This is a genomic window from Paenibacillus sp. FSL R7-0313, from assembly GCF_037969885.1.
GTDB lineage: Bacteria > Bacillota > Bacilli > Paenibacillales > Paenibacillaceae > Paenibacillus.
The window spans coordinates 758,678-784,460 of record NZ_CP150219.1; the positions used below are offsets into that span (position 1 = coordinate 758,678).

General features: G+C 46.9%; 30 protein-coding genes. 4 read left to right on the forward strand and 26 right to left on the reverse strand.

Features of this window, described 5'->3' with window-relative positions; genetic code table 11:
- Positions 1-71: 71 nt before the first annotated feature.
- The gene (locus NSQ38_RS03170; protein WP_339787028.1) at positions 72-1,754 is read left to right on the forward strand and encodes an AraC family transcriptional regulator; all 1,683 of its coding nucleotides are present in this window, start codon (positions 72-74) and stop codon (positions 1,752-1,754) included.
- Between the two features lie 94 nt (positions 1,755-1,848).
- The gene (locus NSQ38_RS03175) at positions 1,849-2,901 is read left to right on the forward strand and encodes an ABC transporter substrate-binding protein (protein ID WP_339787030.1); all 1,053 of its coding nucleotides are present in this window, start codon (positions 1,849-1,851) and stop codon (positions 2,899-2,901) included.
- Positions 2,902-3,039: 138 nt separating this feature from the next.
- On the opposite strand, the gene NSQ38_RS03180 is transcribed toward NSQ38_RS03175, so the two are convergent.
- Positions 3,040-3,645 (reverse strand): short chain dehydrogenase, encoded by a 606-nt coding sequence (locus NSQ38_RS03180; protein ID WP_133387007.1) that lies wholly within the window; start codon positions 3,643-3,645, stop codon positions 3,040-3,042.
- A gap of 482 nt (positions 3,646-4,127) precedes the next feature.
- Here NSQ38_RS03180 and NSQ38_RS03185 point away from each other — a divergent pair, with 482 nt between their 5' ends.
- Together NSQ38_RS03185 and NSQ38_RS03190 are read left to right on the forward strand one after the other, a co-directional pair.
- Positions 4,128-4,352, forward strand: a complete 225-nt coding sequence (locus NSQ38_RS03185; RefSeq protein ID WP_301880936.1) for a type II toxin-antitoxin system HicA family toxin — start codon at positions 4,128-4,130, stop codon at positions 4,350-4,352.
- Between the two features lie 84 nt (positions 4,353-4,436).
- Entirely contained in the window at positions 4,437-4,763 is a 327-nt protein-coding gene (locus NSQ38_RS03190) for a toxin-antitoxin system HicB family antitoxin (protein ID WP_339787032.1), read from the forward strand.
- A 47-nt stretch (positions 4,764-4,810) separates the two neighbouring features.
- On the opposite strand, the gene NSQ38_RS03195 is transcribed toward NSQ38_RS03190, so the two are convergent.
- The 25 genes from NSQ38_RS03195 to NSQ38_RS03315 all read right to left on the reverse strand — a co-directional run bounded on the left by NSQ38_RS03195 (position 4,811) and on the right by NSQ38_RS03315 (position 25,769).
- Entirely contained in the window at positions 4,811-5,998 is a 1,188-nt protein-coding gene (locus tag NSQ38_RS03195; protein ID WP_339787035.1) for an XRE family transcriptional regulator, read from the reverse strand.
- A complete protein-coding gene (locus NSQ38_RS03200; protein WP_339787037.1) occupies positions 5,991-6,659 on the reverse strand; it encodes a hypothetical protein in 669 nt (222 codons plus the stop codon). The genes NSQ38_RS03195 and NSQ38_RS03200 overlap by 8 nt, the downstream gene beginning before the upstream one ends.
- Positions 6,660-7,177: 518 nt before the next feature.
- Positions 7,178-7,909 carry an N-acetylmuramoyl-L-alanine amidase gene (locus NSQ38_RS03205; protein WP_339787041.1) on the reverse strand — a complete coding sequence of 244 codons (732 nt, stop codon included), beginning with the start codon at positions 7,907-7,909 and terminating at the stop codon, positions 7,178-7,180.
- Entirely contained in the window at positions 7,902-8,324 is a 423-nt protein-coding gene (locus tag NSQ38_RS03210) for a phage holin family protein (protein WP_339787045.1), read from the reverse strand. The genes NSQ38_RS03205 and NSQ38_RS03210 overlap by 8 nt, the downstream gene beginning before the upstream one ends.
- Before the next feature lie 84 nt (positions 8,325-8,408).
- Positions 8,409-8,540 carry a hypothetical protein gene (locus tag NSQ38_RS03215; RefSeq protein WP_336759451.1) on the reverse strand — a complete coding sequence of 44 codons (132 nt, stop codon included), beginning with the start codon at positions 8,538-8,540 and terminating at the stop codon, positions 8,409-8,411.
- Between the two features lie 47 nt (positions 8,541-8,587).
- Positions 8,588-9,076, reverse strand: a complete 489-nt coding sequence (locus NSQ38_RS03220; RefSeq protein ID WP_339787048.1) for a hypothetical protein — start codon at positions 9,074-9,076, stop codon at positions 8,588-8,590.
- Positions 9,077-9,088: 12 nt separating this feature from the next.
- Complete coding sequence (locus NSQ38_RS03225) at positions 9,089-11,896, reverse strand: hypothetical protein (RefSeq protein WP_339787051.1); 2,808 nt, start codon at positions 11,894-11,896, stop codon at positions 9,089-9,091.
- A complete protein-coding gene (locus tag NSQ38_RS03230) occupies positions 11,850-12,068 on the reverse strand; it encodes a hypothetical protein (protein WP_339787053.1) in 219 nt (72 codons plus the stop codon). The genes NSQ38_RS03225 and NSQ38_RS03230 overlap by 47 nt, the downstream gene beginning before the upstream one ends.
- Positions 12,058-12,219 (reverse strand): hypothetical protein, encoded by a 162-nt coding sequence (locus tag NSQ38_RS03235; protein ID WP_339787055.1) that lies wholly within the window; start codon positions 12,217-12,219, stop codon positions 12,058-12,060. The genes NSQ38_RS03230 and NSQ38_RS03235 overlap by 11 nt, the downstream gene beginning before the upstream one ends.
- A gap of 299 nt (positions 12,220-12,518) precedes the next feature.
- Positions 12,519-13,082 carry a stalk domain-containing protein gene (locus NSQ38_RS03240; protein WP_339787056.1) on the reverse strand — a complete coding sequence of 188 codons (564 nt, stop codon included), beginning with the start codon at positions 13,080-13,082 and terminating at the stop codon, positions 12,519-12,521.
- Positions 13,083-13,124: 42 nt separating this feature from the next.
- Positions 13,125-15,179: a hypothetical protein gene (locus NSQ38_RS03245; protein ID WP_339787057.1), complete on the reverse strand. Its 2,055-nt coding sequence runs from the start codon at positions 15,177-15,179 to the stop codon at positions 13,125-13,127.
- Positions 15,180-15,183: 4 nt separating this feature from the next.
- Positions 15,184-15,543 (reverse strand): DUF6711 family protein, encoded by a 360-nt coding sequence (locus tag NSQ38_RS03250; protein ID WP_339787060.1) that lies wholly within the window; start codon positions 15,541-15,543, stop codon positions 15,184-15,186.
- Between the two features lie 12 nt (positions 15,544-15,555).
- Entirely contained in the window at positions 15,556-18,573 is a 3,018-nt protein-coding gene (locus NSQ38_RS03255; RefSeq protein ID WP_339787062.1) for a hypothetical protein, read from the reverse strand.
- A complete protein-coding gene (locus tag NSQ38_RS03260) occupies positions 18,574-18,975 on the reverse strand; it encodes a Gp15 family bacteriophage protein (protein ID WP_339787064.1) in 402 nt (133 codons plus the stop codon).
- The gene (locus NSQ38_RS03265; RefSeq protein WP_339787066.1) at positions 18,920-19,225 is read right to left on the reverse strand and encodes a hypothetical protein; all 306 of its coding nucleotides are present in this window, start codon (positions 19,223-19,225) and stop codon (positions 18,920-18,922) included. The genes NSQ38_RS03260 and NSQ38_RS03265 overlap by 56 nt, the downstream gene beginning before the upstream one ends.
- Before the next feature lie 25 nt (positions 19,226-19,250).
- A complete protein-coding gene (locus NSQ38_RS03270; RefSeq protein ID WP_339787068.1) occupies positions 19,251-19,703 on the reverse strand; it encodes a hypothetical protein in 453 nt (150 codons plus the stop codon).
- Between the two features lie 9 nt (positions 19,704-19,712).
- Complete coding sequence (locus tag NSQ38_RS03275) at positions 19,713-20,102, reverse strand: minor capsid protein (protein WP_339787071.1); 390 nt, start codon at positions 20,100-20,102, stop codon at positions 19,713-19,715.
- The gene (locus tag NSQ38_RS03280; RefSeq protein WP_339787073.1) at positions 20,099-20,488 is read right to left on the reverse strand and encodes a hypothetical protein; all 390 of its coding nucleotides are present in this window, start codon (positions 20,486-20,488) and stop codon (positions 20,099-20,101) included. The genes NSQ38_RS03275 and NSQ38_RS03280 overlap by 4 nt, the downstream gene beginning before the upstream one ends.
- Positions 20,488-20,814, reverse strand: coding sequence for a hypothetical protein (locus NSQ38_RS03285; protein WP_339787075.1), 327 nt, complete (start codon positions 20,812-20,814; stop codon positions 20,488-20,490). Before NSQ38_RS03285 ends, NSQ38_RS03280 begins: the two co-directional genes overlap by 1 nt.
- The gene (locus tag NSQ38_RS03290) at positions 20,814-21,179 is read right to left on the reverse strand and encodes a hypothetical protein (protein ID WP_339787076.1); all 366 of its coding nucleotides are present in this window, start codon (positions 21,177-21,179) and stop codon (positions 20,814-20,816) included. The genes NSQ38_RS03285 and NSQ38_RS03290 overlap by 1 nt, the downstream gene beginning before the upstream one ends.
- A 4-nt stretch (positions 21,180-21,183) precedes the next feature.
- Positions 21,184-21,498: a hypothetical protein gene (locus tag NSQ38_RS03295; protein ID WP_339787077.1), complete on the reverse strand. Its 315-nt coding sequence runs from the start codon at positions 21,496-21,498 to the stop codon at positions 21,184-21,186.
- Positions 21,499-21,510: 12 nt separating this feature from the next.
- The gene (locus NSQ38_RS03300; RefSeq protein WP_339787079.1) at positions 21,511-22,464 is read right to left on the reverse strand and encodes a major capsid protein; all 954 of its coding nucleotides are present in this window, start codon (positions 22,462-22,464) and stop codon (positions 21,511-21,513) included.
- A 17-nt stretch (positions 22,465-22,481) separates the two neighbouring features.
- Positions 22,482-23,072, reverse strand: a complete 591-nt coding sequence (locus NSQ38_RS03305; protein WP_339787083.1) for a phage scaffolding protein — start codon at positions 23,070-23,072, stop codon at positions 22,482-22,484.
- Positions 23,073-23,178: 106 nt separating this feature from the next.
- Positions 23,179-24,294: a phage minor capsid protein gene (locus NSQ38_RS03310; RefSeq protein ID WP_339787085.1), complete on the reverse strand. Its 1,116-nt coding sequence runs from the start codon at positions 24,292-24,294 to the stop codon at positions 23,179-23,181.
- Entirely contained in the window at positions 24,291-25,769 is a 1,479-nt protein-coding gene (locus NSQ38_RS03315; RefSeq protein WP_339787088.1) for a capsid protein, read from the reverse strand. The genes NSQ38_RS03310 and NSQ38_RS03315 overlap by 4 nt, the downstream gene beginning before the upstream one ends.
- Between the last annotated feature and the right edge of the window lie 14 nt (positions 25,770-25,783).

Here is a 25,783-nt window from a genome sequence, read left to right on the forward strand (position 1 = left end):
TGCGATAATTGATAATGATTCTCAAATACATCATATATAATGTTACTATCGTAAGTTAAGGAGGGATTCTGGTGACTTTGCAAGTCTTTCCACTGATATCTAACGGTGATCATACCCGTGACCTATATGCAAGATTCAAAACATCCGAAGTTCTCAATCAAACGTCTTTTCTTCCCCCATTCGTATTAGCTGACTCACATCTTTTGCTCATCTGTACTGGCGGTGAGGCCGATATTCGTATTGGGCATAGGCTGAATCATGCCACAATCGGCAAAATGTATCTGATCCTGCCAGGAACAGCAATAGAATATACACCGGATGAGGTTCATCCTTTACAGGGCATCGCGATATATTTTGATCTGTTAAAGCCCATTTCAGATATGAACAAAACCACTTCTGGATCTACTGTAATGGAGATTTACCAAAAAGGGTTACTTCGTTCGTCTTATGCCGATGAATTACCGCATGAACTTTTTCAGGAATGTACCAGAATTGCCTCACAGCTCCATGAATGCATCTCTGTACCTCAAGAAAATCGTCCATTTCGTATTCAGACTTTGATGCATGAATTGTTGACCCATGTGTATGCTCCTCCCAAAGAAAGTGCAATAGGAGATTCCGAACACACCTCTGCTTTGGATCAAACGCTTGAACTTATTGAGCTTGGATATGCTGAGCATCTTTCTCGTGAAGTTCTTGCCGGTGTGGCAGGCATGAGTGTATGGCACTATTCACGGGTATTCAAAAACCGTACTGGCATCAGTCCCATGGAGTACGTGAATAACATCCGCATGGACAGGGCCAAAGAGATGCTGCTCGTCCCCGGCCAAACCATCAAACACATCGCCTCACAGGTTGGTTTTCAGGACGAGTTTTACTTTAGTCGCAAATTCAAAAAATATGTTGGCGTGTCTCCCTCTACCTATCAACGGCAGAAACGCAGTAAAATTGCTGCTCTCTCCTTCGGAACCACTGGCCATCTGCTGGCATTACAGATCATCCCCCATGCGGCATTGATCGATAACCGACGGGATCAACACAGGAATCTGTTTTTCTCCAATATCCCTTATCATCTGGGACGTAGCAAACGCATGAATCCTCATATCTGGCAAACCAACGTTGAGTTGTTGATGCAAGCGAGCCCGGATCTCATAATCTGTAATGAGTACGAAGCCCATACGTTAAAAAGAACGCTGCAGCGAATTGCTCCTACCATCGTTATCCCATGGAAAGGATTGAGCTGGCGGGAACACTTCGTACAAGTTGCCTCCATTGTGGGACAGCAACAGGATGCTCAGCAGTGGTTGGAGCAGTATGATGACAAGGTAATCCATGCTAAAGAGCAGCTTACTTATTTCATCGGAAAGGATACGGTCTCCATCATTCATATCATGATGGGTCATCTGTTAATCTACGGGCGACGCAATGGGGGCGCTGTTCTATATAACGACCTGGGCGTGTCCCCTTCACACGATCTGCTTCCAGGGCAAGTCTATCGTGCATTGGATGAACAGGAGTTGCCTCAAATGGTTGGAGATCGCATGTTACTGATTGTGGACCAGGACTTAGAATCCCAGCAACGTTGGCATAAACTACAACATACTCAGCTATGGCAACAATTGATACCCGTGCAGAACCAGCATGTATATCTGCTAGATGAAATGCCTTGGTTGGATTATTCACCATATGCCCATGATCAGATCATCGATGAAACCCTGAAACTTTTTGGTGGTACTCAGCACATTAATCCATGACCGGATAGCACAGAAGGCTATGTCTCCCCCAACATGAGACCGCTACAATATAAAGTGTACTGAGAATCAATATCATTAGAAACACAGGGGGATTATGATGTACAAACAGCATTATGTCAAAATAACGGGGATCCTGTTCATACTCGCCATGTTACTTGTTGCGTGTGGGCAGACACCTGAAAGCACTTCGCAGCAATCTACGGATGGCGTGAAATCAGCTGCGGGGACAGATGGGGACTCATCCACTGAATCAACTACTAAAACCGTGGAGAGCGCCAGTGGCAGCAAAGAAATCCCGGCACATCCCGAACGGATTGTGTCCATTAATATGGAGGACATTCTCCTCTCCTTGGAGGTACCACTGGTACTTGCTACACCTATTGGCCGGCAAGATTACCTCAATGAGCAACTTGAAGCCCAAGGCGTGGCTGTCGAACCCATTAATGAAAGTGTCAATTTTGAAGCTGTAGTCAGCGCAAATCCGGACCTTATTATTGCCAATGCCAGTTTGGATGCCAAAATTCTCGAACAACTTGAGAAAATCGCGCCTACGATCACTTATGATCGCCGTAATTGGCAGGAATCTATCGTACAGGTAGCTACTGCATTGGATATTGAAGAGCGGGCTGAACAGCTTTTACAAAAAAATAAAGATCAGGTAACTGAAGCTCAGAAACTCGCAGCCGATATCACCAAGACCAAACCAACAGCTGCATTCCTGCGCCTGGAAGAGAAAGATATGCGTTTGTTCTTCTCGTCCATTCCATCTACGCCATTCCCAGCTTCTAGTTATGTAGGAGCGGGCTATGAAATTGGATTCACTCCCGATGCTCTCGTTACCAAACTCGAGGCTGAGAATCCAGATCGGATGAATGCCAGTATCTCGGTTGAGCTTTTGCCTGAAATCAAAGCAGACTATCTGTTCATTGTGTCCATTAGCTCAGATGGATCAGCTGAAGCTTTGCAAAAAACAAAAGATGAACTCAACGAAATCCAGCAACTCCAAGTATGGAAAAGCCTACCCGCTGTTCAAAATGATCATGTCTATGTCCTCAATGCTAAGAAATGGCTCATTGATGGCCCCATTGCCGAATCGCTCAAACGTAATGAAATGCTCGAAGTTCTTGGACTACCTGCTTCACAATAGTAAACATACCTCTGTTTCTTCCACAACAAACAAAAGGAGATTCACCGGATTTTCGGTGGATCTCCTTTATATTTAATATTCCAAATGGTCTCATCCAGCAGTTCTTCATTCCAGTAATTCTTCATTCACATCAGGCTTTTAATATATTTTAAAGTTTTGGGCTGTTTCGATCCCAAGTGCACTCTGGATAAACGTATTAGCCACTTTCTCTACAGGTACAGGATTAAATCCAATAAAGAAATCCTTATATTTCTCCGCCGACTCTACAAATAAGTTGGGACTAACTGAGTTCAAACGAATGCCTCGTGGCAACTCAAACGCTGCCGCTTTGGCAAACGCATCAATGGCCCCATTGACCATAGCACTTGATGCGCCTTTCTCAATAGGGTGGTCTTGTATTATGCCACTGACCAACGTGAAACTCCCTTTGTCATTAATATAGTGCTGACCAATCAACACGATATTAACCTGTCCAAGCAGTTTACCCTGCACACTAATCATATTGTTCTCAGGTGTAAGTTCTTCGAGTTTCGCATAATGGGTCTGACCTGCCGCCACAATGACGTAATCAATATTTCTCACCGTTTCAAAGAGGGTAGTAATACTCTCTGTCGAAGTCATATCCACCTGAACATCCCCGGATTGTCTACCTGCTGTAATAACCTCAACGGAATAATCTCTCAGTTTCGCAACAACAGCTTTACCTAGCGTTCCGTTTCCACCAATGACCAGAGCTCTTTTCATTACTGTTTGTCCTCCTTTATAAATAAACACGGTAAATCAGATACGAATTGTTCTATTTATTAAAACAAAGATTCTATCCTTAATCAAATGACAATTGACTCTATTTTAAAAGGAATCCACTTATTCTTTTTAACGCAAAAAAAAGCCCTTGCTATAAGCAAAGGCTTTTCTGTATGTTACTCGGAAGCGGGTGATGGGAATCGAACCCACGCTATTAGCTTGGAAGGCTGATTCTCACCCTATTCTGAGCTAATCCAACATAGTCAAAAGATAGATAAACTCTCGCTTTTAAACCTTATTGGCAGTCATGAGCAGCATGTACAAACGTTGAATACACAATCAACTGCCCCATGACTGCCCCTTTATAATAGAAGGAACACATCTGCTAAAAAATAAAATAGAACTGGATTGCTCCAAATATAAATCATAGCCTTCTTGTTTTTTAGTACTATATATGGTACTATATAAACAGGAGGTGAGACATGGCTAGGATAGAAAAATTGGTCCGAAAAATGAAAGACCGCCCCAGTGGAATCCAATATGATGAAGTTGCCAAGGTACTCCGGCATCACGGCTATGGATTAGTGAGAAGCAACGGCTCGCACTTCCATTTCCGGAATCAAGCAGGAGACTTGATAACCATCAAAAAGGAACAACCACTAAAGGCGGCATACGTCAAAGACGTACTGGACCGGATCGGGGAGTAGCACCTCCCCTTTCCTTAATTCTCATCATATCCTAGCCGATTATTAATGGCAAATCATAGCCAAAAGAAGGATTTAGCGTACTACATGGCCCTCCCGTATACGATACAAATCAGACCCGTTAAAGACGAGAGCGGTGATTATTTCTTCGCAACTGTTGCGGAATTAGATGGGTGCCAAAGCAACGGAGATACCTTTGCTGAAGCATACGAGAGTGTTCGGGAAGCCATGGAAGGATACCTGGAAGTGAAGCTGGAATATGGTGACGTCATTCCTGAGCCGATCGGAGAAGATGAGTACAGTGGTAAATTCAACTTGAGGGTTCCAAAGAGCCTGCACCGGCAATTGGTGGAACGCGCAGCAGCGGAGAGTGTTTCGTTGAACCAGTATTGCTTGTACAAATTAAGTAAGTAAGTAAGCTGAAAAGCCCATCGACTTATGCCGTTGGGCTTTTCAGCTTATCAAATATTGGAGCGTTTTGCACCTCTAAACTTCATTTCAACTACGTTACTGTTTAATACTTTTTCGCTAAAGAAACCTTCCTCTACTCCAGTAAGAGTTTCCGCCATTTCTTCAGGGATTCTTAGATCGTTAGCAATTTCTTGGCTGGACTTTACCCCATGTGAAATGATTAATTTAGCAGCTTGACTAAATGCTACAGGCATTTCTTTCTCCATCACGTCATCTAAGGGCTCATTCTTACCATATTTCTTCACTTGTCTCATCAATGTCTCATATCTGGATTCGGTAATGACCTCCAAGTCTTTACATCTTCGAATCATTGCCGCTATCGAAACCTTCCATCTTTGTTTCAATTCAATAAGATGAGTTAGAGAAGTGGAATACATCTCATCCAGGAAAGACTCTCTTGGCAATAAGAATGCTATTGCGAGTCTATATGCTTGTGATTCAATTCGATCATAAAATTCCTTATCCTTGTTTGCTCTTTCCTCAAGCTCAACATCTGTGTGTAGTAAAAGATGACCAAACTCATGCATAGCATTTAGTCGTAATCTGCTACTTGAAAATTCTTTAGCACCGGAAATAACAAACGGTCTGCCATTCCTCCATTGAGAAAATGCGTCAATTTTGTCTATTCTTTTATTTAATTGGGCAATCATAACCCCGTTGTTCTCCAACAACCTATACACATGACTTATAGGACCAAGACCTAGCCCCCAATACTTTCTTAAATCTACAGCAACATCTTCTATATCTTCAATGGAACTATTCACATCGAAATCCACAGATGGGATATTTACTTTTGCAAAATCAATATAGTTACTGAAGTAATCATAAGTATCTTGCATTTGTTGCATCAAGAATTTTGACATTTCCTTTGCCTTCTTTAATGAAGTAACATTTGATCTAAACAGAAAAGGCCCTTCATTTGATTCAGGTAAGGGTTTGTAGAAGTAACTCGTTGGAAAGCCTGTCACAGACTCGATCTCTAACATAGTGTCATAACCTGGAGTTGTTCTGTTAGTTTCAAATTGATTTAATGCCTGTCTTGACACACCAATTGCATCCGAAAATTCTATAGTTGAGAGCCCCAATGCTAATCTGACTTGGCGTAGACGGTTTGGAACAAATTGCTGCTGGATGTGTGGTTGCCTTGATGAAGTTCCAAAACCAATCTTTTTATTCACTTCCTGACACTTCCTGTCTTTTTATAAATTCATCTTTTACTGCAGCAACCACACCTTCTTGAATCAATTCACTTGCAGCCACTTGTTTTTCTACTGGTGATATAGCACTAGCAATATTACATTGATACAACCAGCGGTCAATGTCACTATTCGGAATGCCAAGATGCATAAAGTCTACACTCGCCCTACCCCCAAAGGTAAGTATTCCATAATAGCGATCAACCTCAGAAAAATTCTCGGGTAAGGCAAAGTACCCATCCTTATTGATCATTTCCATCTGTGAATTCAGACCGCTATTTATACTTCTAAATCCAGCTTCTCTAGGGAGCGCATCGTAAACTTGAGTTCTACTTACTGTGAATATCGCTTTCCCTACTGAGAATTTGTAATGAGGAAATGTGCCACGGGAGTTATCCGAATCCTCCACAGTTATTTCCAAACCAAAACGTTCAGCCCTATTTTTTATAGCAAACTCAACTGCAGTGTTTTCCAACTGGGATCTATTCCGTTTACCAACGAAAGCTTTTAGAAAATCATTATCGTCTACACACTTCCCTGCAAGCATGTAGCCGTGAAGTATGGCAAGCTTTGTATGACCCAATAAAATCGGACTAAAATCTTGATGAAATGCTGTTTCAGCAATAGATTTCTCATTAAACATTGTTTATCCCACCTTACTTTACATTTTCATTGTAAAGTAAATCTACACTATTTCAACATATATGTAAAGTGTATTTCCATTTTATTCTATTAATTTAGTAAAAATAAGGACCCCACCAGCATTATGCCAGTAGAGTCCTTTTTACCGTTTGCTTCAGATATATTAAATTCAATTCTTAAGTTGCAGACTCACAGGGCGGGGACTACGCCTGCAGTATAACTGACTACCATAGCCCAAGTTGTTTCGAGCAATGTAGACCAATATATTTTCATTTTAGAGATTCCTGTATTCATAGGCATCTCCCCCTTTTCAGCTAATTTTACACTTACGTACCTTACGATACTCAGAAGTATAACAACCAAAAGGGCTATGATTACTGCACACAAGACGGTTGGCAGTCCCACTGCTGCCCACAGGGCTTTTAACCCTGTCAATCTACAACTAACAGCCCCAACTGACCGAGATAGCCAGAAGGGACTGATACCGATTCTTTCGGATTTGAATATACTTTACCACAATTATCCTTTTTGTTCAACATATTTCAATACCCGACCAACCACGATCGCTATTTCTTCGCGGGTGATCGGCGCGCCAGGTCTTGTACCATCGAAAAAGCCTTTCTTCGTCAATTCCTCCCACGTTTCTTTAGCCCAACCACTAGGCGCATTAATGTTGCGCTCCTGCGTTACTGACTTGACCTCCTTCCCCTTACTCTTCAGCCCCAGGTATGTAGCAATGCCTTGGACATGGCCATCGATAATAGCATCGATCACACTCGCTTGCTTCAGCCGATCCGCGTCAGTTGCTACATCGACAAATAGGTTTTCTGTCAGGACTGCCGGCATGTTGGATTCGCGAACCATGTGAAGGTTCTGTGCCTTCTGGCCACGATCTGTTCCGCCCATTTTGGCCATGATCGCCTTGTGCAGCGTGTCCTGAAGCTTAATACTGGCTTGGGAAGCAGATGTATATCTGAACGTCTCGAAGCCGCCCTTGCCGCCACCAGCGTTGCAGTGGATCGATACCAAGATGTCAGCACCAGAAGCGTTAGCCTTTGCTGTCCGCTCCTTCAGCTCAAGAAATACATCTGTGGATCTCGACAACAGAACCTGAACCTTCTCATAATCTGCTTCCAGGCGCTGCTTAATTCCAAACGACACCTTCAGGGTAATATCTTTCTCCTGGATACCGTTAGCCACTGCTCCCGGATCCTTGCCTCCATGACCTGCATCAATCAATACTTTATACATTTGTACCAGCTCCTCTATCGTTATCGTTGCCGCCTTTGCCTTTTAGGACCTCAATTGCTTGCTTAATTACGGCCGGGATAGGTGCCCCCATTTTTCCACCATTTTCAGTGATCGATAGCAGCTCGTTCGCGATATAGAAGAATGCCACCGTGTCACGAAACAAATGACCATCACCTAAGATGCCATCCACCAAGTGACCAACCGCGACCATGGCAAAAATAAAGACTTTACGGGCGATGCCGAACATCCCGATTTTGCTTCTAAGCTCCCCCGACATCCAACCAGCAGCAACACCCGTTAGATAATCAAACACCACGAACACCAACAATACTCCCAACACTCCAGACCAACCCCCAAATAAATAAGACACCGACCAGCTACCCACAGCCAAAGCCCATTTCCCCACGTTTTCCAATGTGTTTCCCCCTGTTATCAATATGAAAAAGCCCCCTGACCACTCCAGAGGGCATAAAAATAGCGCTCCACATGGGAACGCTTGTTACTCAGTAATCAGAAACTCCAAACCACTATCGGTCAGGATCTCTTTGACATCAGGTTGCAAAGTAGTGGGTACCGCTTTGTACTCGGTTTTACCCAGGATTACACGTTGAGCAAAAAACATAGCCATCATAGTTGTGTCACCTCCCTTCCAGAACAACCATATGAGAAGCCGCCAGATCACTGGTAAACCTGAGCGGCCATTTCGGCAATGACATCCTCGATAAAGTCAGCTCGTTCAGTTAAAGCAGCGTTCTGAGCTTTCAGCAGAATGTTTTCCTGTTTCAACTTTTCCAAATCAGAAGGTTCTTCCGGCTGCGGTTTGGTCAATTCGTCAATCTCTTCCTGACTTAAACCTTCGATCCATAGCTCAGGAAAACTTTCCTGGGGATCTGCGTCCTGGTATGCTTCCCAAGCCGCTAAATCAAACCTTGGCCGGAACAGGCCAGCAGGAACCGGCACGCCTACGATATACCCCGCAATCTCCCTTTCTACTTCTTCCTCGTCATCTTCTGGCACATCAGGCTCCACAGGCTGTTCAGGCGCTTCAGGATCAAACACCACTGGCTCAGGATCGGCATAAAAAGGGACGACACCCGCAAAGGCATCGTCCACCAACTCGTCCTCCAGATAGAGTCCGTATATATTTACTTTAGGTACGGCTTTCATGTGATCCCTCCTCTATTGTTCTGCCAAAAATGAAATTGAATCGAGAGAGTATAACGTTGTACTCCCCCCATAAGGCTGCACGTCACCGTTAGCGTTAACGATGATCCGCCCTAATACCTGTCCGCTACCATCGGATGAGTGGGCTACAAACTGCATACTCATATTCTTTGGTCGATAGCCTGGTGGCAATTTCAGGAGTATAGAGTTAAGCGCACCGCTTTTAACCATACCCTTGAAACGCACAATCCCGTTACTGTCTTTGTAGTATCCAACTGGCAGAGTATCGTTGTAAATCACCCATCCATTAAGCAGTGTCGGCGCAATCCATGCAGGAGCGTCCTTCTCAGCCTTCTTGCTTTCCAGCACCGATATACGTGTCGTGTTCTCCTGGAGCGTACGAACAGTATCCAGCAGCAGGGCCTTTTCGTTTTCGGCATACGTTCCGGTAAAATCAACCGTTGGATACTTGTCCAGCAGCAGGTATGTGACGCTATATGCTGCTGACGGATCGTAGGCTGAAAGGACAGCGCGTTCCGCTCCATAGGCATCTAACGTATTCCTTACCCAAGAAGGATCAAATTTTCCGTTTTTGAATAGAGTGAGAATTTTGCTTGTCCGGTACTTTAATTTTGTTTGTTCGAAACCCGGAAAAGCTGAGTTGATGTACGTCCCATAATCACTTATTTGAGGCTTGGCACTTTCACGTAACACAATACCTGTACCGACCTCGACCTGATTTGCTCCCTCAACAAACGTCAATTGCCCCTCAGACGTGATCGGTTCGACAACGGGCGTTGCAAGCTGGTATAGGAGTTGGTATGGAGTCCAATTTGGCGCTTGAGTCGTAGGCAATACACTAGTGGCATCTACCCAACTACGTGTTACTCCATCTGATCGCCGTACCCACCACTTTGTTCCTGTACCGTTGTATACGTTATTTGCAGGCACATCGGGACTATTACCTGAACCTGTTCCTGCCGATCCGTTGAACATTACCCATCCCATAAAGTAAGCCTTAATTTCGTCTGCTGTCGGGGTGTATGCGTCTCCCCATCCGCTGTCTGCGTTGGAAACTGATAAGTTAAAGTCCGATAATTCAGAAGTCCTAAAGTATGCATTATCGGGACCTGTCATATTACCAGACTTCGTCAACAGGCTTCCGTTATACTTAGTCGCAAAAAAGCTGCTATAAGTTACAGCAGGGCTCAATAGATTGCACCCAACTATTTTAAAAGTGGATGAAGAAAAAGATAACCAGCGGTAAGTAAATGATCCATCCAGCACAACTTTACGCCACTTTGCTAGCTTAAAATACTGCCCATCTCGCTCAAATACCATATCCGGGTTATCTCCTGTATCTGGATTGGCGTGTAATTCCGTTTGTAATGCGAGCATGGCGTCTTCGCGCGGTTTGAAGGGTTTGCCTATCGTGCCGAGTGTGAGCATTGGTTTTGTGAAAATACGACTTGTACCTGCTTGCCAAGTCCATTTAGTTGAGTCGAATTCATCTGTGTATGCAGTTACCCCCGACAGAACCACACTCAAACGCACAGCAGTAGCAGCCATTTTTATTGTTTTAGATTCTCCCGGCTTAACAAAAATCCCCTGAATTCTTGTACCCGCGCTGTTGTATGTTGAAATACGCATGAAGCCTGTGGAGCTGCTGGGATTGCTCAAGGTATAATCCTGATTACCGATCACATCTATATTGTAAGAAGCAAACGCGTCACTTCCGATTGCGGAAGAAACCAAAGTTCCCATCAAACCATAGGGATCGGTATCGCTGCTTGTATGTCCAGTTTTCGACCACTCATAGAACGGTGGCAGAAGATTGACGCCATACCGGATGACATACGGATTAAGCACGCCGAATATCCCGACCTGGCTTTGGTAGTTAAGCACTGTCCGGCCCTGCAAGCCTGCCAGTCTGAACGCTGCATCCTGATCTGCCTGAACTACGTGGATACCTGGCTGGAGCGTAATAGCTGATCGCTCAGGGTTGTCCAATCTGCTCTCAATGTAATCTTTAACCTCATCTGCCTTTGCCTGCGCTCCTGCTTTCGTTTCCCCGTCCACTCGGACAAACTTCGCATCTGCACCGCTCATTAGGCCGCTGGCTCCGTCTGTCACAACATCAGGAATAACGTCAGATCCACCAGTAACGTGGGATGATGCATGGGCACCAGGAGTGGCGGTTCCTGTGGATGTCACAATTACCCGTTTAGTAGCAGGATCTTCAGTGATCGTAATGCCTGTGCCACCCGTAATCTGAAGCGTATCGGACTTCGAAGTAGCCACTACCCCATTCACACCAGAAAAGGCGTTTTGATTCACCTCAGCACCTTCAGCAATTCCATCTAGTTTCGTGTGATCCGCTGCCGTCACATGGATACTTGTATCCGCTGCATGGCTTTCCAGATTGGATTGTACGGCGTCTGTCTCTGCCTTCCGGGCAATTTCATCTGCCGCTACTGGAGCCGCCACCTTGGCGCGGCCTGCTGCGTCACGTTGCATGAGCGTGTCAGGGGTTGATGCGTTGGTACTGGCATCAGATTTGAGCTTGTCGGCCGCACTCATGAACCCCGCTGCGTTACCCTTTGCGGTTGGGTGTTCATCTGCACCGCGTGCCTTATGGGCCGTCAGAGCAGCAGCAGCCGCATCTATAGCAGCCTGTTTGGCGGCATCGGCTTTTGTCTGTGCATCCTGCGGTGTTCCTTTGGTATCCATCTCAGCCTGAACACGGTCAAAACCAATGTTGATGTTATTAAAATCCTCACTGATCTTTCTTGATCCGACTAGGTTCGTGTACCTGTTGGCCATCGGTTTCAGCTCCTTTCAAAAAATGATCCACGTCCATCTTGATTGTGTTGAGTAAGGCAAGCTTCGATTCACTGTTGGGCATCGTATCAAGCAATGCCCGCAGAATATGTGACAAATCATTAAACACGTTATCTACATCGATGGACAGCTCTAGCACTTTCCTAATTTTCACTTGTGCCACCCCAATTCATATTCTTCATGATTCTAAGCATGGTTGCTTTCATCTGATCATTGACCCGGATCGTGATAACCTCAGCTTTGTTCCGTTCGTCATGGGCAATCAATTCCTCGCGGATAATCTCGCGTAATCGCTGTTCATCCATGCTGTTCACCCTCCCTCAATGTAAAATCAGATTGAGTCCAAACCTCGCCGCAAGTAGCGCATCGTGGTTCCTGCTCAGGAAATGGATCAGGCTGCGGTGGAATCCCTTTGGATTTCAGAATGCTTTCACAAATCTGTTCCTTTGCCTGGACATTCTTGTGCAGAACAAAAACAGACGTGCCACAGTATCCGCAGCACGCCAATGGTCTTTTATAGGTAATACCGTCCACTTCCAAGAAGTCATCCCCTTTTTGGGCAACAAAAAAGAGCCCAAGCATATGGACTCTCGTTTGGATTATTTTATTTAGCTGAAGCCAAGGCTGCGTCAATTAAGGCAAGTTCTTTTTGACCGTCATTTACCATAGTGTCATACTCAGCAAGTCTTTTTTCTGCCAATGCGATTGCGTTATTGTCTCCAGTAGCTTTCAATTCTTCAAGAGCCGCAGCCACTTTTGCACGTTCTGAAACTGCTGTAGCAAGGACTTTTTCTTGGATGGTTTTTCTTGATTCTTCAAGACTTGATTTTGATTGCCCCATGTATTTGTTATTAGAATCTACTACCGTCGATACTTCTGAGTTAGATGATTCCGTATTAGAGGTAATCGATATAGTCTTACCACTCACTTTTACATCAGCTCCTAATGCTTCGGACAAGGCTCTCGCTGGAACATTTGCCCGCGAATCAATAACTGCACCCTTGTCAGACAGTGTTTTTCCGTCTACTACAATCGTATACTCACCTGTTACTTTTTTCCCGACGACACTCTTTATAGTGTCAGCAAAAGCTCCTGCGGATGTCGAAAAAACTACGCCAATAATAATCCCGCCCGCAATATATGCAACTTTATGTGCAAACTTCTTCATACCTCTACCTCCGTATTGGTGCTATTTTCCTATTATTCTACATTACGGAGTCGAAGTTGGGAAGGTTCCACCCCAATTTGTAGCATTGGCAAGACCATGATTGTGAGTAGGTAAAGTAACTGTGTGTGTATGGTTATTAGAAGCTTTTCCTGCAAGTGCCGTCCAGATAGACTGAATCTCTGCTTGTAATCCTGTAATATCCGCCATTCCAATCCCGTATACAAATCCAGGTCTGAATGTTGCTGTCCCTCCAAACGTGACTGCGCCCTGTAAGCGAATCGGGTTTGCATTGCTGTTTGATCCAATCCATAGATTATTACTGAATACCGTCAGCTGCCCACTAGATTCATAGGAGTTGATCTCTCCTACGGATGACCCGTTGGTATCTCTCCAAACTACCGCAGCAACAGAGGAATCAGTTGAAGTGGAAATCTGTACACGATTGCGCCCATTGGAATCATAGGACCGGAAACCAGCCGAATCAATCTCAATCCGTCTGCCACTCTCTGCAGTTTTTAACACGGAACCGATAATAGTAGACCCTCTGATATCTGTACCGAGGATTGTTGCTGCCTGAATGGTCCCGCTAAAGGTACCATCCACCCCGACAAGCGTCCCGGTAAAGGTCCCGCCTGCCGCTTGCAGATTACCCGTAAATGTTCCGCTGGCTGCCTGTAGCCTGCCCGTGAATGTCCCGTCTACACCTTGGAGTGTTCCAGTAAAGACCCCATCCGTGGCTTCTAGCGTCCCGTTAAACTTATAACGCCTGCTTGGGATGTCAAAATAGATTGCATCTTGGCCGTCAGCCTGGAACGACATCTTATCACTGTTCAGAATGACCTTGCTGGCATGGTCCTCACGTTCAATGGTCAGGCCCTCAGTCCGGGTAATGGTTGCTCCGTAATAGGATTTCCCTTCCTTGACAGCTTCCTTGTTCAGCTTATTGACAGCGGTTGTTAAGGTACCATCCACCACAAATTCACTCTGCTGCTCAGACACAGAAGGTGCTTCCAGTGTCATCCGTAGACCACCAGCAAAGTTGAATACTTGATGGAGAATGACCGTCTTGTATCGCATGATGCCATCCCACGGAATGTGTGTATCCTGCCATGTCGATACCGTCTCGTCCCAGGTTGTGCCCTCCTGCTGTTCAAAGCCGATGACGTCACCCTGTTCAAGCTGTGGGAAGCCCCTAGCGTCCATTGTGAGTGGCAGATAGGAAAAGCCGTTCAAAGCTGCTAGAAGGCCATTTGTGACCGCCTGAGTAGCAAAGGGATTTTCCACATACAGCGTATGGTTTTCATCACCGGTCCCGGCTTCATACTGCAATTCATCTTCGGTGTTGTAGGTGACCACCACCCGGCTATATGTCTTCACTGGATTGGTCTGCTTCACCTGTACATAATCGGCCGTGGTCATATCGAACACAGGAGTATCAGCAGCCGTGAACAGTTTGAATTTCACGGTGCCAGCCTTATCAATGTAAATGCTTGCGCTATTTGCAGAAGCGATATAGGACAGCACCTGACGCATACTGTACCCCGCTGGCCCTGCCTGTATCTGATACGCTGGATTGATCACCACGCTGCTGTCATACGTCCAGCCCAACCGGTTGCAAATTTCGTTGAACACGGCACGTTGCGTGGTCGGATAAGTCAAGGATGATATGTAAGCCACATCCGCAAAAACCAGCTTGTCATAACAGGTAAAGGTCCATACGTCATTGATCTTCTCCCGGCCATCAACAAAGAACTCTCCCAGCGGCAGCCAGTCCGTCCCGTCACCCGTCCAAGACACATGCATATCCTGCCATGGGTACTGCGCTTGTAGCCAAGTCATACCCGCCATAGATAAGGAAAGGTACGGCACGATTCGCGCATTTGCCGGGATGACTTCATTCGTTCGCAACCTGATCGTAAGTTTGCTCGGAATGGCCGTTCCGATCTCAAAGCCATCGTTCAGGCTCAAGCTATTTTCAATACTAAAGTCCACAATTTTGCTGCTATCATATTCCTCTGACTGTACCAGGGCTTTAACGATAAATTCCCTGTCCGGTCGTCTTAAATAATCCGTGTAGAGCGGCGATATAGGAAACATTTGATCACCTCTCTGTCAGCGTCAATTTGAGCCCGGACCAGTACATCACGCCGCCACTCATTACGGAAAACGGTGCAGGCCGATTGCCGACATACATCCGCTTCGTTTCGTGCTTGCCAGTTTGTGGGTCCGGGTAGGTAAAATCAAAAAACACATTGGACATGGCTTGTAGGATGGAGGACATTTCAGCCCAGGTCAGCATCCCCCAAGCCATGTCGATCTGCCGTTTGACTGCTATCCGGTCCCGGTTCAAGGTACCATTTGCTGTACGAACGGATGAATTAGCGTCATCCAAGTCAAGCACCGTCACCTGATACGTGGAGGGATAAGCGGCAATTTCCTGACCATTAATTTTGATTTCCAACTGTAATCCCTCCTATGTCGTTAATGGCGAACGGCCTGTACGCCTTGTAATGTCGTTTATAGCACTTACAGCAGCACGCCCCAGCTCCGTACCATTGAGCTGTATAACGGTCTGTTTGTCATTGTTCCGTAGGGCATCCAAGATCAGCAAGAGCACTTCCACCATAGGCTGATTATTTCCGCTGATCATGTCTTGAAGCTTGGAAAGCGGCGATACAACTTCCGGGTCAACGGATGCTCCCCGGTTATCCCCGACCATGGCAAGCGTTGGACCATAGGCCAAACCACCTTTCGCCAGTTTCGGTATCTTCGGAAGATTAGGAAGGCCGACACTTCCTCCGCCTACTTTATTTCCGAATATCTCGAATTCCGGAATGCTAACGCTAAGGCTGTTAAACCCTCCAATGACCTTGTTAATCCCGTCAATGATCAAATTCAATGGCGCTTTAACCAAGCCATACAATGAATCGAAAATGCCACCGAAGATGTCTTTGACACCGTTCCAGGCCTTTTTCCAGTCACCCGTAAATACGCCTGCCACAAAATCAATGATCCCGCCAAGCGTTTTCAGCAGCCCCTTGATGATGTCGCCTACGCTTTTAACCACAGTGGTCACAATGTTTAATACGATATTGAACCCCTTGGTAAAGCTCGGAGCCAGCTTGTCTATAATGTAGCTGATTAATGGCACAATGAACTTGTTGTAAATATCCAGCGCCGCCGCTACCAGCTTCATGACAACCTCGCCCACTTGCTTAATGATCCCTTTGAACGTACCGTCCCAGATTTCATTCAGCTTCTTCAAGAAAGGCTCTATGATCGGTTTCAGTACATCGTCCCATAGCTTTTGGAACAGTTTTCGCGTGTTCTCCATCATCTCAGATATCTTGTCAAGGATATCCTTCCCATACTTATTCCATAGGTCCTTAACGATCTGGAGCGTGTCCAAGACAATTTTCTTGATCAGGTCAAAGACGGGTTTCAACACTGTGGTATAGATATCATTGATCATGTCTACGGCCCACTCAAATGTCTTGGCAGCTTCTTCAAATGCTTTCACCAAAACGTCTGTAAAGATCGGTACCAGTGTATCCGTAATCTTGGAAGCAATCGGAATGATGAATTCATTTAATGCATAATCCACAAACGGCTTAATCGTGCCATTCAGCAACTTATCAAATGCATCACCGATCTGCGGAATGATGTCCAAGAACAAATCCCTGAACTTCTCAAGTGCTGGATTCAAGGTACCGTCCCACAGATCATTGATGTGGTTGACGGCATTATCAAATGTCTTAGCAAATGTATCAATCGCCCAGACCAGAGTATCCGTGAAGATAGGAACAAGTGTCTCAGTCAACGTGACCGAAATAGGGATAGCGAATTCATTAAGCATGAAATCCGTGAACGGGTTAAGTGTCCCATCCAGCAAACTTTGTAAAGATGCTGCAATGAGTGGCATGTTTGTTACAAATGCGTTCTTAACCTTATCCAGGCTCGGCAGCCATACCGTGTCCCATAGCTTGATAGATTGATTAGTTGAATTCTCGAATGTCCGATCAAGCAAATCAAACGCCCACACAATCTGATCCGCAATCACCGGTGCGAAAGACTTCACAAACCCACCAACAATAGATGGGATGAAATTCCCTAAAATGTATTTTGCCATCGGTACCAGAACGCCATCTTTGAGCCGTAGGAACGTTTGCCCTATGTTGTCAATGGACTTGCCGATAGGGCCCATCATGTCCACAAAAGGCTGGAAAGCCGGGGCAATTCCCGCCCAACCTGCGGATATGAAAGACCATGCTTGAGCAAAACGAGATTTGATGTCTTCCAAGAATGCGGCCACTTGCTGCTTGATCGGATCGATCTCAATTGAAGGTGTGCCCAAGTCCAGGTCACCAAATCCGGCCATCGCACCCAGACCGCCTATTCCAGCGCCTGCGCCCGCAGCTTTTGACCCGGCATCATCCAGAGCGGACGCCGCGGATTGTGCCAGTGTATTGAGCTGATCGAATCCGGCCAGACTGCCCTTCATGTCTTTTCCGGCTTTTTTTGCCTTCTTGCCTGCCTTCTCAGCCGCTTTCCCTGTATCTTCTACGGCAGGAGCTGCGGCAGCGGCTGCATCACCCATTCCGCCCATGGCATCCGTAGCCACTGTCATTCCGGCACCACCAGCGTTCACAGCGTCGCCAAAAACCAATTCGGTGAAGGCTTTAAAATAGGCTGCGGCAACCTGTAACTTGGCTATGATCCAGTTGAGCCCTTTTACGATAGGGGCCAATATGTTGATAAAGCCCGCACCCATCGTGCCTTTAAAGATGTTCCACTGTTCGCCCATGATTCGAATCTGGTTCGCCCATGATTGGCCGTTACGGGCAAAGTCACCCTGAGCATCGGCCGTTACCTGTAGCAAGTAGCCATACCGAAGCATGGCCTGTTCCGATTGTGTCATGGATAGCCATGATTTCGTGATGCCCTGAGACATGGCGTAGGCTTCCATGTTGACCACGGACATGTTTACACCCAATTGCTTCAGCGGCTCAGTCTCACCGACCATACCAGAGAACACTTTGTAATACGCTTCGTCATTCGTGATGTTATAAAAAGAAGCCATGTCAGCAGATAATTCCGTCAACTTGACAGACATCTGTTTCATGGCTTCACCAGAGATACCGGATGACTTGAGCATGGCACCCATGGTGGATGCATATTTCTTCCCTGCCAGTTCCGACAAACCAAAGCTATCGATCAGATTCGACGACCAGTTATTAATCTGGCTAGTCATGGCGCCAAACGTGACGTTAACCACGTTCTGCACTTCGGCCAGATCCGATGCCAGGTTAATGGCTTCTTTACCAAACTCTTTTATGCTATGAACCGCAAAGGCTCCAGCAATGATGCCACCAAGGCCCCTAAAGGCCCCACCGACAAGGTTGGTAGCTGTACCAGCGATTCCGTTAAGTTGACTTTGAAACGGCCCATAATTAAGCCCTAGGTCTAAATCTACCTGTCCTGCGCTAGCCATCTACCCACCCCCAAACATCCGGGCCATTGCCGCTTCCAGACTCTTCATCTCCTGATCTAACTTCTCAGGATCAGTCAACTTCTGGTCTGCTTGTCGTTTACGCCAGTCATTGTAAATGCGGCGCTGATCCGCGCTAAAGCCCTTGATTGTCTTCGGGTCCTTCTCCGCTCGGATCGTTACGATGCTTCCCAACGGTGTATCTGGCATAAGACCCCCAACCAATGTACAAAATTCTTCCCACGGCATATCACCATGCTGCCGGATGCGGATACCGTACTGTTTGGCAAGGCTGGCTTCAATTAAAGACCAGTCCTCGCGCAAATCGTACCAGTTTTCCGGCGCGGCGCTATTGTCGAAATCGGGCAGCGGCTTCCTCGTAGGATAGACCCTGCATGGCTGCAACCAGACCTGACATAAGCACTTTCAAGTTTTCAACGCTCATTTTTCTCACACCAATTTCAGTTACGGCTTTCTCACCCAAAGACCCTTGAATTGCGTTCAGAAGTCCTTTCACAGAAGCGTCATTTGCCAGTTCTTCAAAACCCAATACAGCTTCAACGGAAGTGTTGATTGGATACTTTTTGTTCCCAATCTGGATTGATGCTACCTCGTCTTTTGCAAATTTATCTGTAAGATTAATAATGTTGGCCATCTTAAAATCCCCCTTGGTTTATGAATTATGGTGTGGTTGGTGCTGTCTCAAATTCAGGCTTACCATCAGACAGCAGCTCGAATTCCAGACCGTCAATATTCGTACTGTCGCCGCCCGCTGGTGTGGTCAAGTTAATAACGCAATTCATGGTCAGCTTCGCACCGGAAGGCATGGTCCATTCAAATACCGTTTCCACCTGTTGACCCGTCCCCAACATCAAACCTGCAATGTAATCATTACCTGGATCGCCATAGTTCCGCTTACCGCTGAAACTGAACGACAAGGATTTACCTGTTACCGCACGTCTTGTCCAGCCCGCTTGGTCCATCGAACTCCATTCTTCGGTATTACCGTCGATAGCTGGCGCGAAATTCTCCAGATCCTTGATCATCATCATTTCTGAATCTGTGGAAGCACGCCCCTTGATACCTACTTTGAAAATATTGTTATGAACCGGAAATACGCCCGTTGTCGGCATTCCATTCCCCTACCTCTCGTAATAAATTGTTGTCTCAATCACATATTCGTAAATCCCAGCATCATCCGTGCCCACATCAATAGGCCATGGTGTCCGCATCTCAAAGGCAATGACACGGTGCCCTGCTATCTCACCATCAGAACGACCAAATAGCGCAGCATAGACCTCATGGGCCTTACGCTCCGCTGTATCTGCATTCTTTGACCAGTGAACTAGGATGGATATGGACTTGCAGGCATAGCTGGTGTTCTCCAGCCCCCCGATGGCAATGTAAGGTTGTCCAGTGTTCAGGTTGTAAATCCCAATGGACTGTTCCTTTTTCCCATCAATCTTGCTAATGTACCAATTTGGGGAATCGATCTGTGTTTTCAGCCAATCCCGAATCTCGGACAGCATCATTTGATGAATCCACCCCCGAACTTCTTGATCAGCTTTTCAAACGTCTTACGTATCCAACCCTTCTGCTCTTGTTGCCAAGCTTCCAGCCACAACCCTTGGGCGTTGGCGTTCTTATCCCTACGGAAGTTGTATTCTGGGTGCCAGTATAGACGGCGTGCATACGGCGTGTCATACACAATCTTGACCTTGCCCTTTTTGAGCCCCGTAGTATCTACCCAGGCACTGCGTTCCAACTCACCTGTTTGTTTTGGCACGACCTGAGCGTTGGCAATCTCGGTCAGAATACTCTCTGCTTTCCCGTTGGCGACTTGCTCCAGTGCTTTCAATGGAGCATTTGCGATGTCACGCATTGCCCTGGGATCCATCGTCACTTTCACTTTAACCATTAGCTCAGCTCCAATTCCGTAGAAAAGACGCTGCCGTCTGGATGTTGCGGCCGTGATGCGCTGAATATAATCCGATCAGTACCGCCAACCCGGACAAAGCCCTCAATCAATTCTCCAGACAAAATGTCGCCCCGGATAATCACTTTGCCGGACAGTGTAACCAATCGGCGCTCCTTATCCAGCTTCTGACGCATCTTCTCGTCATAACAGGCAAGCCCGTCAAAGATTAATTCCTCGACAGGCTCCCCGTCTTCTGACAGCTTGGTGTGAAACACTTGAACCGGTGTCTTCAATATCCAATGTGGAAACGGAAACTTACCCCGCATCAAAATAGCCCCCTATTCATCAACCCTGTGGCTCTCAGCAGGTTTGTAACACCTTCGGTAGTCTTAACCCCACCAGCACCTTCAACGGCCTTAAACGACACGCTCACGCTGCCTGCTGAGTATCCCGACAAAGGAAAGTCCAGATAATCTCCATACTGATAATGAAAATCCGCTTGTTGGCATACAGCCTTGACCACGTGGAGCCGCTGAAAGGCTGTCAGGCCGTCCAGGCTACGTTGCACGATGCGATTATAAGTCAGGCTGTCTATTTGGTCAGATGCCCGGCTGAGAGCCTTGTCCAAGCCCTCAGCCGGAATCATGCCGTCCCCATACAGTTCATATTCATCAGCTGTGGCATAAGCCATAGGATCACTTCCCTGCAGCTTCGATCTCGGCTTCAAGTGTTTCAGCGTCTTTCTCTGCTGCACCCTCGATCCCGAGATCCGTTGCTTTCTTACGCAGAGCCTTCAGCCGCTTATCTGCCTCTTTCTTCTCAAGCTCAGCGGCCTTTGCAATCTCATCTGTCTGCGGATCCGTATCCGGTTCCGATCGATCCACCGTGTATCCCTTCCCCTCAAACCACTGCAGCAAATGCTCGTTGTCCGTCTCACCTACGCCATTTGCAAAGGGGATACCTGCGGACAGCCCTGTGTATTCCTTATTTGGTGCAATTACTTTAGCCATGAAATATCCCTCCTAGGAAACTTTAATATTACGCATAACGCCAGCCGCTTTGGTCGCTTTTAACGCCACAGCTGCCACCATTTCGACTTCACCTGTCTTAACTGCACCTGACGTGCTGTAATCAGGCAGCCACGTTTGTACAGGTGCTACGCCTGCCATGGAAACGCCGTGGAAGCCATCCAAACCTAAACGCGGGATGTAGATGCTGGTTTCACCATTGGTATCCGTACCAACCACGTCCTCGTTAGATCCAGACTTCGCCCCAAGATCGATTAATGGAATCTCATTGTACTTCTCAACTTGACGGCCAAATTCATCGCGGGTTGTCGTATATGATCCGGATCGACGGGCTACAGCTCTAATCCGAGCAATCATTTTGAGATTGCCCATAATTGCGGAAGGCGGTCCATCTAAGCCCATCAGGAATTCGTCCAGTTGATCCAAAAATACCTTGTAGTTGGCATCAACAGCAGCAGAGGTGGACAGATCAATAGGCGTAGACGGTAGATACTCAGTGCTGGAGCCTGCCAGTGCTTTATCTAGACCATCAAACGCCAATGCCTCTACTGCAGAATCACCGTTAATCACGGTATCATTAAACAGTGCCTGAGCAGCTTTGACCTTCTGCGCCATTTGCAACGTAACCTCGCTTACGATACCACCCATGTTAGCGATAACTCGGTCAATCTGGAACGTACCACCGAACACCTTCAGGTCAACGGTGTGCCGTTGTTTGGATACCTCATGTGGAGTGTACTCTTTATTAATTTCACGGAACTGCGCGGTAGGCTGTGTGATCAAACGTGTATAACCGTATGTCAGTGTAGCGCCGCCACCCGTTGGGGAAACCGCATCGTCAAAGGTGAGGTTTTCCAGCAGGAAGTTATTCTTCCGGAATTCGTCAATCACCCCAAGTGTAATTGCATCCTGTACGTTTTTCTTTGCTTCTGCCAATGTTACTGCCATTCAAATCAGCTCCTGTTCTATTTTGTAAAGTGTGCGGCAATAGCATCTCCCAGGGAGAGCTGTCCGCCTGCAGGTGGCTCGGTTTTGCCGGCTCCTACTTTAATGCCTGGTTGCTGCTGTTGTTGCTGGCCTTGCCCTTCTTCAGGCTTGAACAAATAAGCATCTGACGTCTTCAAGCCTGTCAGCTGCTCTTCAAGACCAACAATCTTGCCGTCATCTCCAAGGACCAGCTTCGTTTTATCGATCAGACCAGTTACAACTTTCTCGTTATGAACCTTGCCGGTTAACGCAGCTGTAATGGCGTTGCTGATCTTGACTTCCTTCAGATCGGATTCATATTGTGTCTTGGCTGTCTGATTCTCGGTTTTCAGCGTCTCGATCTGTTGTTTCAGATCCTCAGACAGCCCCGCAGTTTTGCCCAGGTCATCAATCTGTTTATCACGATCTGCCACGTCCTTCTCCAGCTTCTTTCTAGTCTCGGATAACTCGTTGTACTGCGATTTAGGTACAAAGTGCTTCGGTAACTCCTTATTTACGTCCCCAATAAATGCATCAATCTTCGCATCTTCCCAACCTGCTTGTTTCAACAGTTCTCTAAGCCAATCCATTTGTCATCAGCCTCCATAGATTTATATAGCTGCTCTCCAGCTAAGGGAGCGGACCGTGATGCTCCGGTCAACGAGCAATAGGCCCCAGCAGTCTCAGCTAGGGCCTTTAAACTCTTACCTTCTCCCGTTTGGGATCTCTACGTAAGTAATCATGTTCCTTCAGGTGAATCCGTAATTGGGCTTGCCACTGTCTAACCTTGGCCTTGTAATTCGCCTGGTTTCCTTCATCCACACTGCCCGCTTCCAGGCGCTTGTACTTGCGTATCTGGCGTTCCATGTAGCGCTGTTTCTGCTCTGCCTGGTAGTTGGCCAAGGCTTTTGCATCATCGGCAGGCTTAGGCAGTGAACTGGTGCCTGGAATGAACGTAGTCATGTTATGGCGACAGTTCGGATGGAACAAACCAGCAGCAATGGCGGTACTCAGAAGCGGATACTTGCCATCAGCTACTGTCCCCCCAGAATAAACGTCATCAATGAACACCTTGCCCTGATATGGCAGGCACAGCTTCGAACAGTTGGCGTGTGACGATATCACCACGGTTCGTATACCTAGTTGATCCCGCTTGGCTCCTTCACCAGCAAATACAGCTCGCTGGGAAGATGTACGCAACGCCATTTCCGCATAACTTGCAATATTCACCCTTCGACCATTGGCATATGTGATGGAGTCGAAGCCCTTTTCAAGAAAATCCTTAGTGGCCCTGTCGATAGCTTGATTCAGCGAAGCAGCCCCACTGTTCAGGTGTACCTGGGATTTGTAGATGGTCTGTCTATACACGTCATCCGCTTGTCTCAGCATGGCATGACGGGCTAATTGTAGATTGTTCTCTGCTGCATCTGCCAGAGCATTAACCCGCTTCTCGTTCATTTTGAAGAAGCTACGGTCTGAACCATCCTCTGACTCTATATCCGGCTTTTTGCCCGTAATCTTGTTCCATAGGCCCTTGACGGTGTTCACCACACGATCAGCTCCGCGCCGCCAGGAGCCTTTTACCTCTTCCTCGGCTGCCTTCTTCACTTCTGGTTCGTAGCGTTTTGATATCTGGCGTGTCTCCTTACGGTAGCGCTGGATATCCTCCAGCTTGCGTTGCTGCCATTGCTCCCACTCCTTGCCCTCTTGTTCCTCGTCATCCTTGTGACGCTGAAGGTTACGTTGCATGGACTTGATCAGATCCATTTCCATGTCGCTGAAGATCTGGCGAATGTCATATTTCTTCTTCATGCTTCATCATCTTCGTCGTCATCGTCTTTAGGATCAGGCGGGTCGTCCCGTTTCAGAGACGGTTCATCAAAGGTGATGCTCTGCTCATCCTTTAGGCGTTTAACCTCTTCTGCCTTCTCCTCATCCGTCCAGGTATCGCCATACATCTCTTCAACCGCACGTTCAACACTCATCACACCAAACGTCCGGGCCTTGCCCACCGTCTCAACAACAGCGTCGAAGGAAGGGCTGGCATACTCCCCAAACTTGACGGATGCTTCATAATCCCCTGGAGTCCGTTGCTGGTTGTTGTCATGCACCTTCAGAACGATAGACACCAATTCCGGAATGACTTCGTTCAGGCGTTCAATGATCTTGCCACGGGTGTACAGTGTGGCCTTCTCCTTTTCGCGCTGAGCCTCTGCATTGTCCAGCTTCTTCAGATCGATGCCAAGCGTTGACGGCGATACAATCCCCTGCAAGCACATGTCCAATGCAGACGCATATGACGATACAAACGCCTCATAGAGGATTGCCGGCTGCACCAGGGAAATCTGATCCTTGGTATCCTCGGCCATTGTCCTACCAGCCGCGATAAAGTCCATATCAAATGGATTCGGCTTGATGGGCATTCCGTTATTCGGATCACGAGGAAGCAGGTCTTCCGGAATATACTTCTGCACTCGCCCGGATCGGATGGCATCCCACCACTGACTGATTACCTCGTCCAAAGCGTCAAAGCTATCTGCCTTGCTCTCATAAATGGACTTACCACGATCTGGCCACTTGGATGATTTGAACACAGACAGCGGCACACCCCAAATGAAGTCACCCGTAAATGTCGTTTCATCCAAGCCAGCCAATTCAGGTACCATAGCCAGAGGAACCTCTTTCCCGTCCGCACTCAGCAGCTTGTAATTGATCTTCCCTTTGCCAAATGTCTCTTCGAGCTGGTAATCCTTATCGTTATGGCGGTACTCCGTGTAATAGATGATCTCCTGGAGCCTGCCCCGTTCTCGTCTATATCGAACCTTATCACCTGCGTAGAACTCAATAATCGGGTACGGGGTAATGTCGGTATCCAGCGTTACCTTGAACGCCCCATCCCCCTCGACCAGTGCTTCAATCAGGCTACTACCCAGCAGCTCATCAAAGTTGTTATCCTTGGCGATTTCCTCCCACAGCTTCGTCTGTTCCTGTGTCTCCAGCTCGATCTGGTCCATATCCGAAACCACGATATCAGACAGGCGCTCCACGATCATAGCCGGTAACCCTGAATGGATCTTCCGGATATGTCGGTTCTCACTCGGTACCGCTGCCCAGAATCGGGAACGGCTCACGTTATCTGTGACCGACTGCTTGTAGAACTGTTCCAGCTCGGACGGATCTCCGCGATACCAGAGCCGGTTACGCAGGACACTGGTCCGATAGCTGAATGGCTCACGGATGATGAATGACTTGTTCTCCGGTGCTGGTTGAATCCTCAATATCTTCATGACCATATTCTGAA

Excerpts from the sequence above, each read along its gene's own strand:
- NSQ38_RS03175 (WP_339787030.1), top strand. The coding sequence starts at position 1,849 with ATGATGTACAAACAGCATTATGTCAAAATAACGGGGATCCTGTTCATA.
- NSQ38_RS03180 (WP_133387007.1), bottom strand. The coding sequence starts at position 3,645 with ATGAAAAGAGCTCTGGTCATTGGTGGAAACGGAACGCTAGGTAAAGCT.
- NSQ38_RS03185 (WP_301880936.1), top strand. The coding sequence starts at position 4,128 with ATGGCTAGGATAGAAAAATTGGTCCGAAAAATGAAAGACCGCCCCAGT.
- NSQ38_RS03190 (WP_339787032.1), top strand. The coding sequence starts at position 4,437 with ATGGCCCTCCCGTATACGATACAAATCAGACCCGTTAAAGACGAGAGC.
- NSQ38_RS03200 (WP_339787037.1), bottom strand. The coding sequence starts at position 6,659 with ATGTTTAATGAGAAATCTATTGCTGAAACAGCATTTCATCAAGATTTT.
- NSQ38_RS03205 (WP_339787041.1), bottom strand. The coding sequence starts at position 7,909 with ATGTATAAAGTATTGATTGATGCAGGTCATGGAGGCAAGGATCCGGGA.
- NSQ38_RS03215 (WP_336759451.1), bottom strand. The coding sequence starts at position 8,540 with ATGATGGCTATGTTTTTTGCTCAACGTGTAATCCTGGGTAAAACCGAG.
- NSQ38_RS03220 (WP_339787048.1), bottom strand. The coding sequence starts at position 9,076 with ATGAAAGCCGTACCTAAAGTAAATATATACGGACTCTATCTGGAGGAC.
- NSQ38_RS03225 (WP_339787051.1), bottom strand. The coding sequence starts at position 11,896 with ATGGCCAACAGGTACACGAACCTAGTCGGATCAAGAAAGATCAGTGAG.
- NSQ38_RS03235 (WP_339787055.1), bottom strand. The coding sequence starts at position 12,219 with ATGGATGAACAGCGATTACGCGAGATTATCCGCGAGGAATTGATTGCC.
- NSQ38_RS03240 (WP_339787056.1), bottom strand. The coding sequence starts at position 13,082 with ATGAAGAAGTTTGCACATAAAGTTGCATATATTGCGGGCGGGATTATT.
- NSQ38_RS03245 (WP_339787057.1), bottom strand. The coding sequence starts at position 15,179 with ATGTTTCCTATATCGCCGCTCTACACGGATTATTTAAGACGACCGGAC.
- NSQ38_RS03255 (WP_339787062.1), bottom strand. The coding sequence starts at position 18,573 with ATGGCTAGCGCAGGACAGGTAGATTTAGACCTAGGGCTTAATTATGGG.
- NSQ38_RS03265 (WP_339787066.1), bottom strand. The coding sequence starts at position 19,225 with ATGGCCAACATTATTAATCTTACAGATAAATTTGCAAAAGACGAGGTA.
- NSQ38_RS03270 (WP_339787068.1), bottom strand. The coding sequence starts at position 19,703 with ATGCCGACAACGGGCGTATTTCCGGTTCATAACAATATTTTCAAAGTA.
- NSQ38_RS03275 (WP_339787071.1), bottom strand. The coding sequence starts at position 20,102 with ATGATGCTGTCCGAGATTCGGGATTGGCTGAAAACACAGATCGATTCC.
- NSQ38_RS03280 (WP_339787073.1), bottom strand. The coding sequence starts at position 20,488 with ATGGTTAAAGTGAAAGTGACGATGGATCCCAGGGCAATGCGTGACATC.
- NSQ38_RS03285 (WP_339787075.1), bottom strand. The coding sequence starts at position 20,814 with ATGCGGGGTAAGTTTCCGTTTCCACATTGGATATTGAAGACACCGGTT.
- NSQ38_RS03290 (WP_339787076.1), bottom strand. The coding sequence starts at position 21,179 with ATGGCTTATGCCACAGCTGATGAATATGAACTGTATGGGGACGGCATG.
- NSQ38_RS03295 (WP_339787077.1), bottom strand. The coding sequence starts at position 21,498 with ATGGCTAAAGTAATTGCACCAAATAAGGAATACACAGGGCTGTCCGCA.
- NSQ38_RS03300 (WP_339787079.1), bottom strand. The coding sequence starts at position 22,464 with ATGGCAGTAACATTGGCAGAAGCAAAGAAAAACGTACAGGATGCAATT.
- NSQ38_RS03305 (WP_339787083.1), bottom strand. The coding sequence starts at position 23,072 with ATGGATTGGCTTAGAGAACTGTTGAAACAAGCAGGTTGGGAAGATGCG.
- NSQ38_RS03310 (WP_339787085.1), bottom strand. The coding sequence starts at position 24,294 with ATGAAGAAGAAATATGACATTCGCCAGATCTTCAGCGACATGGAAATG.
- NSQ38_RS03315 (WP_339787088.1), bottom strand. The coding sequence starts at position 25,769 with ATGAAGATATTGAGGATTCAACCAGCACCGGAGAACAAGTCATTCATC.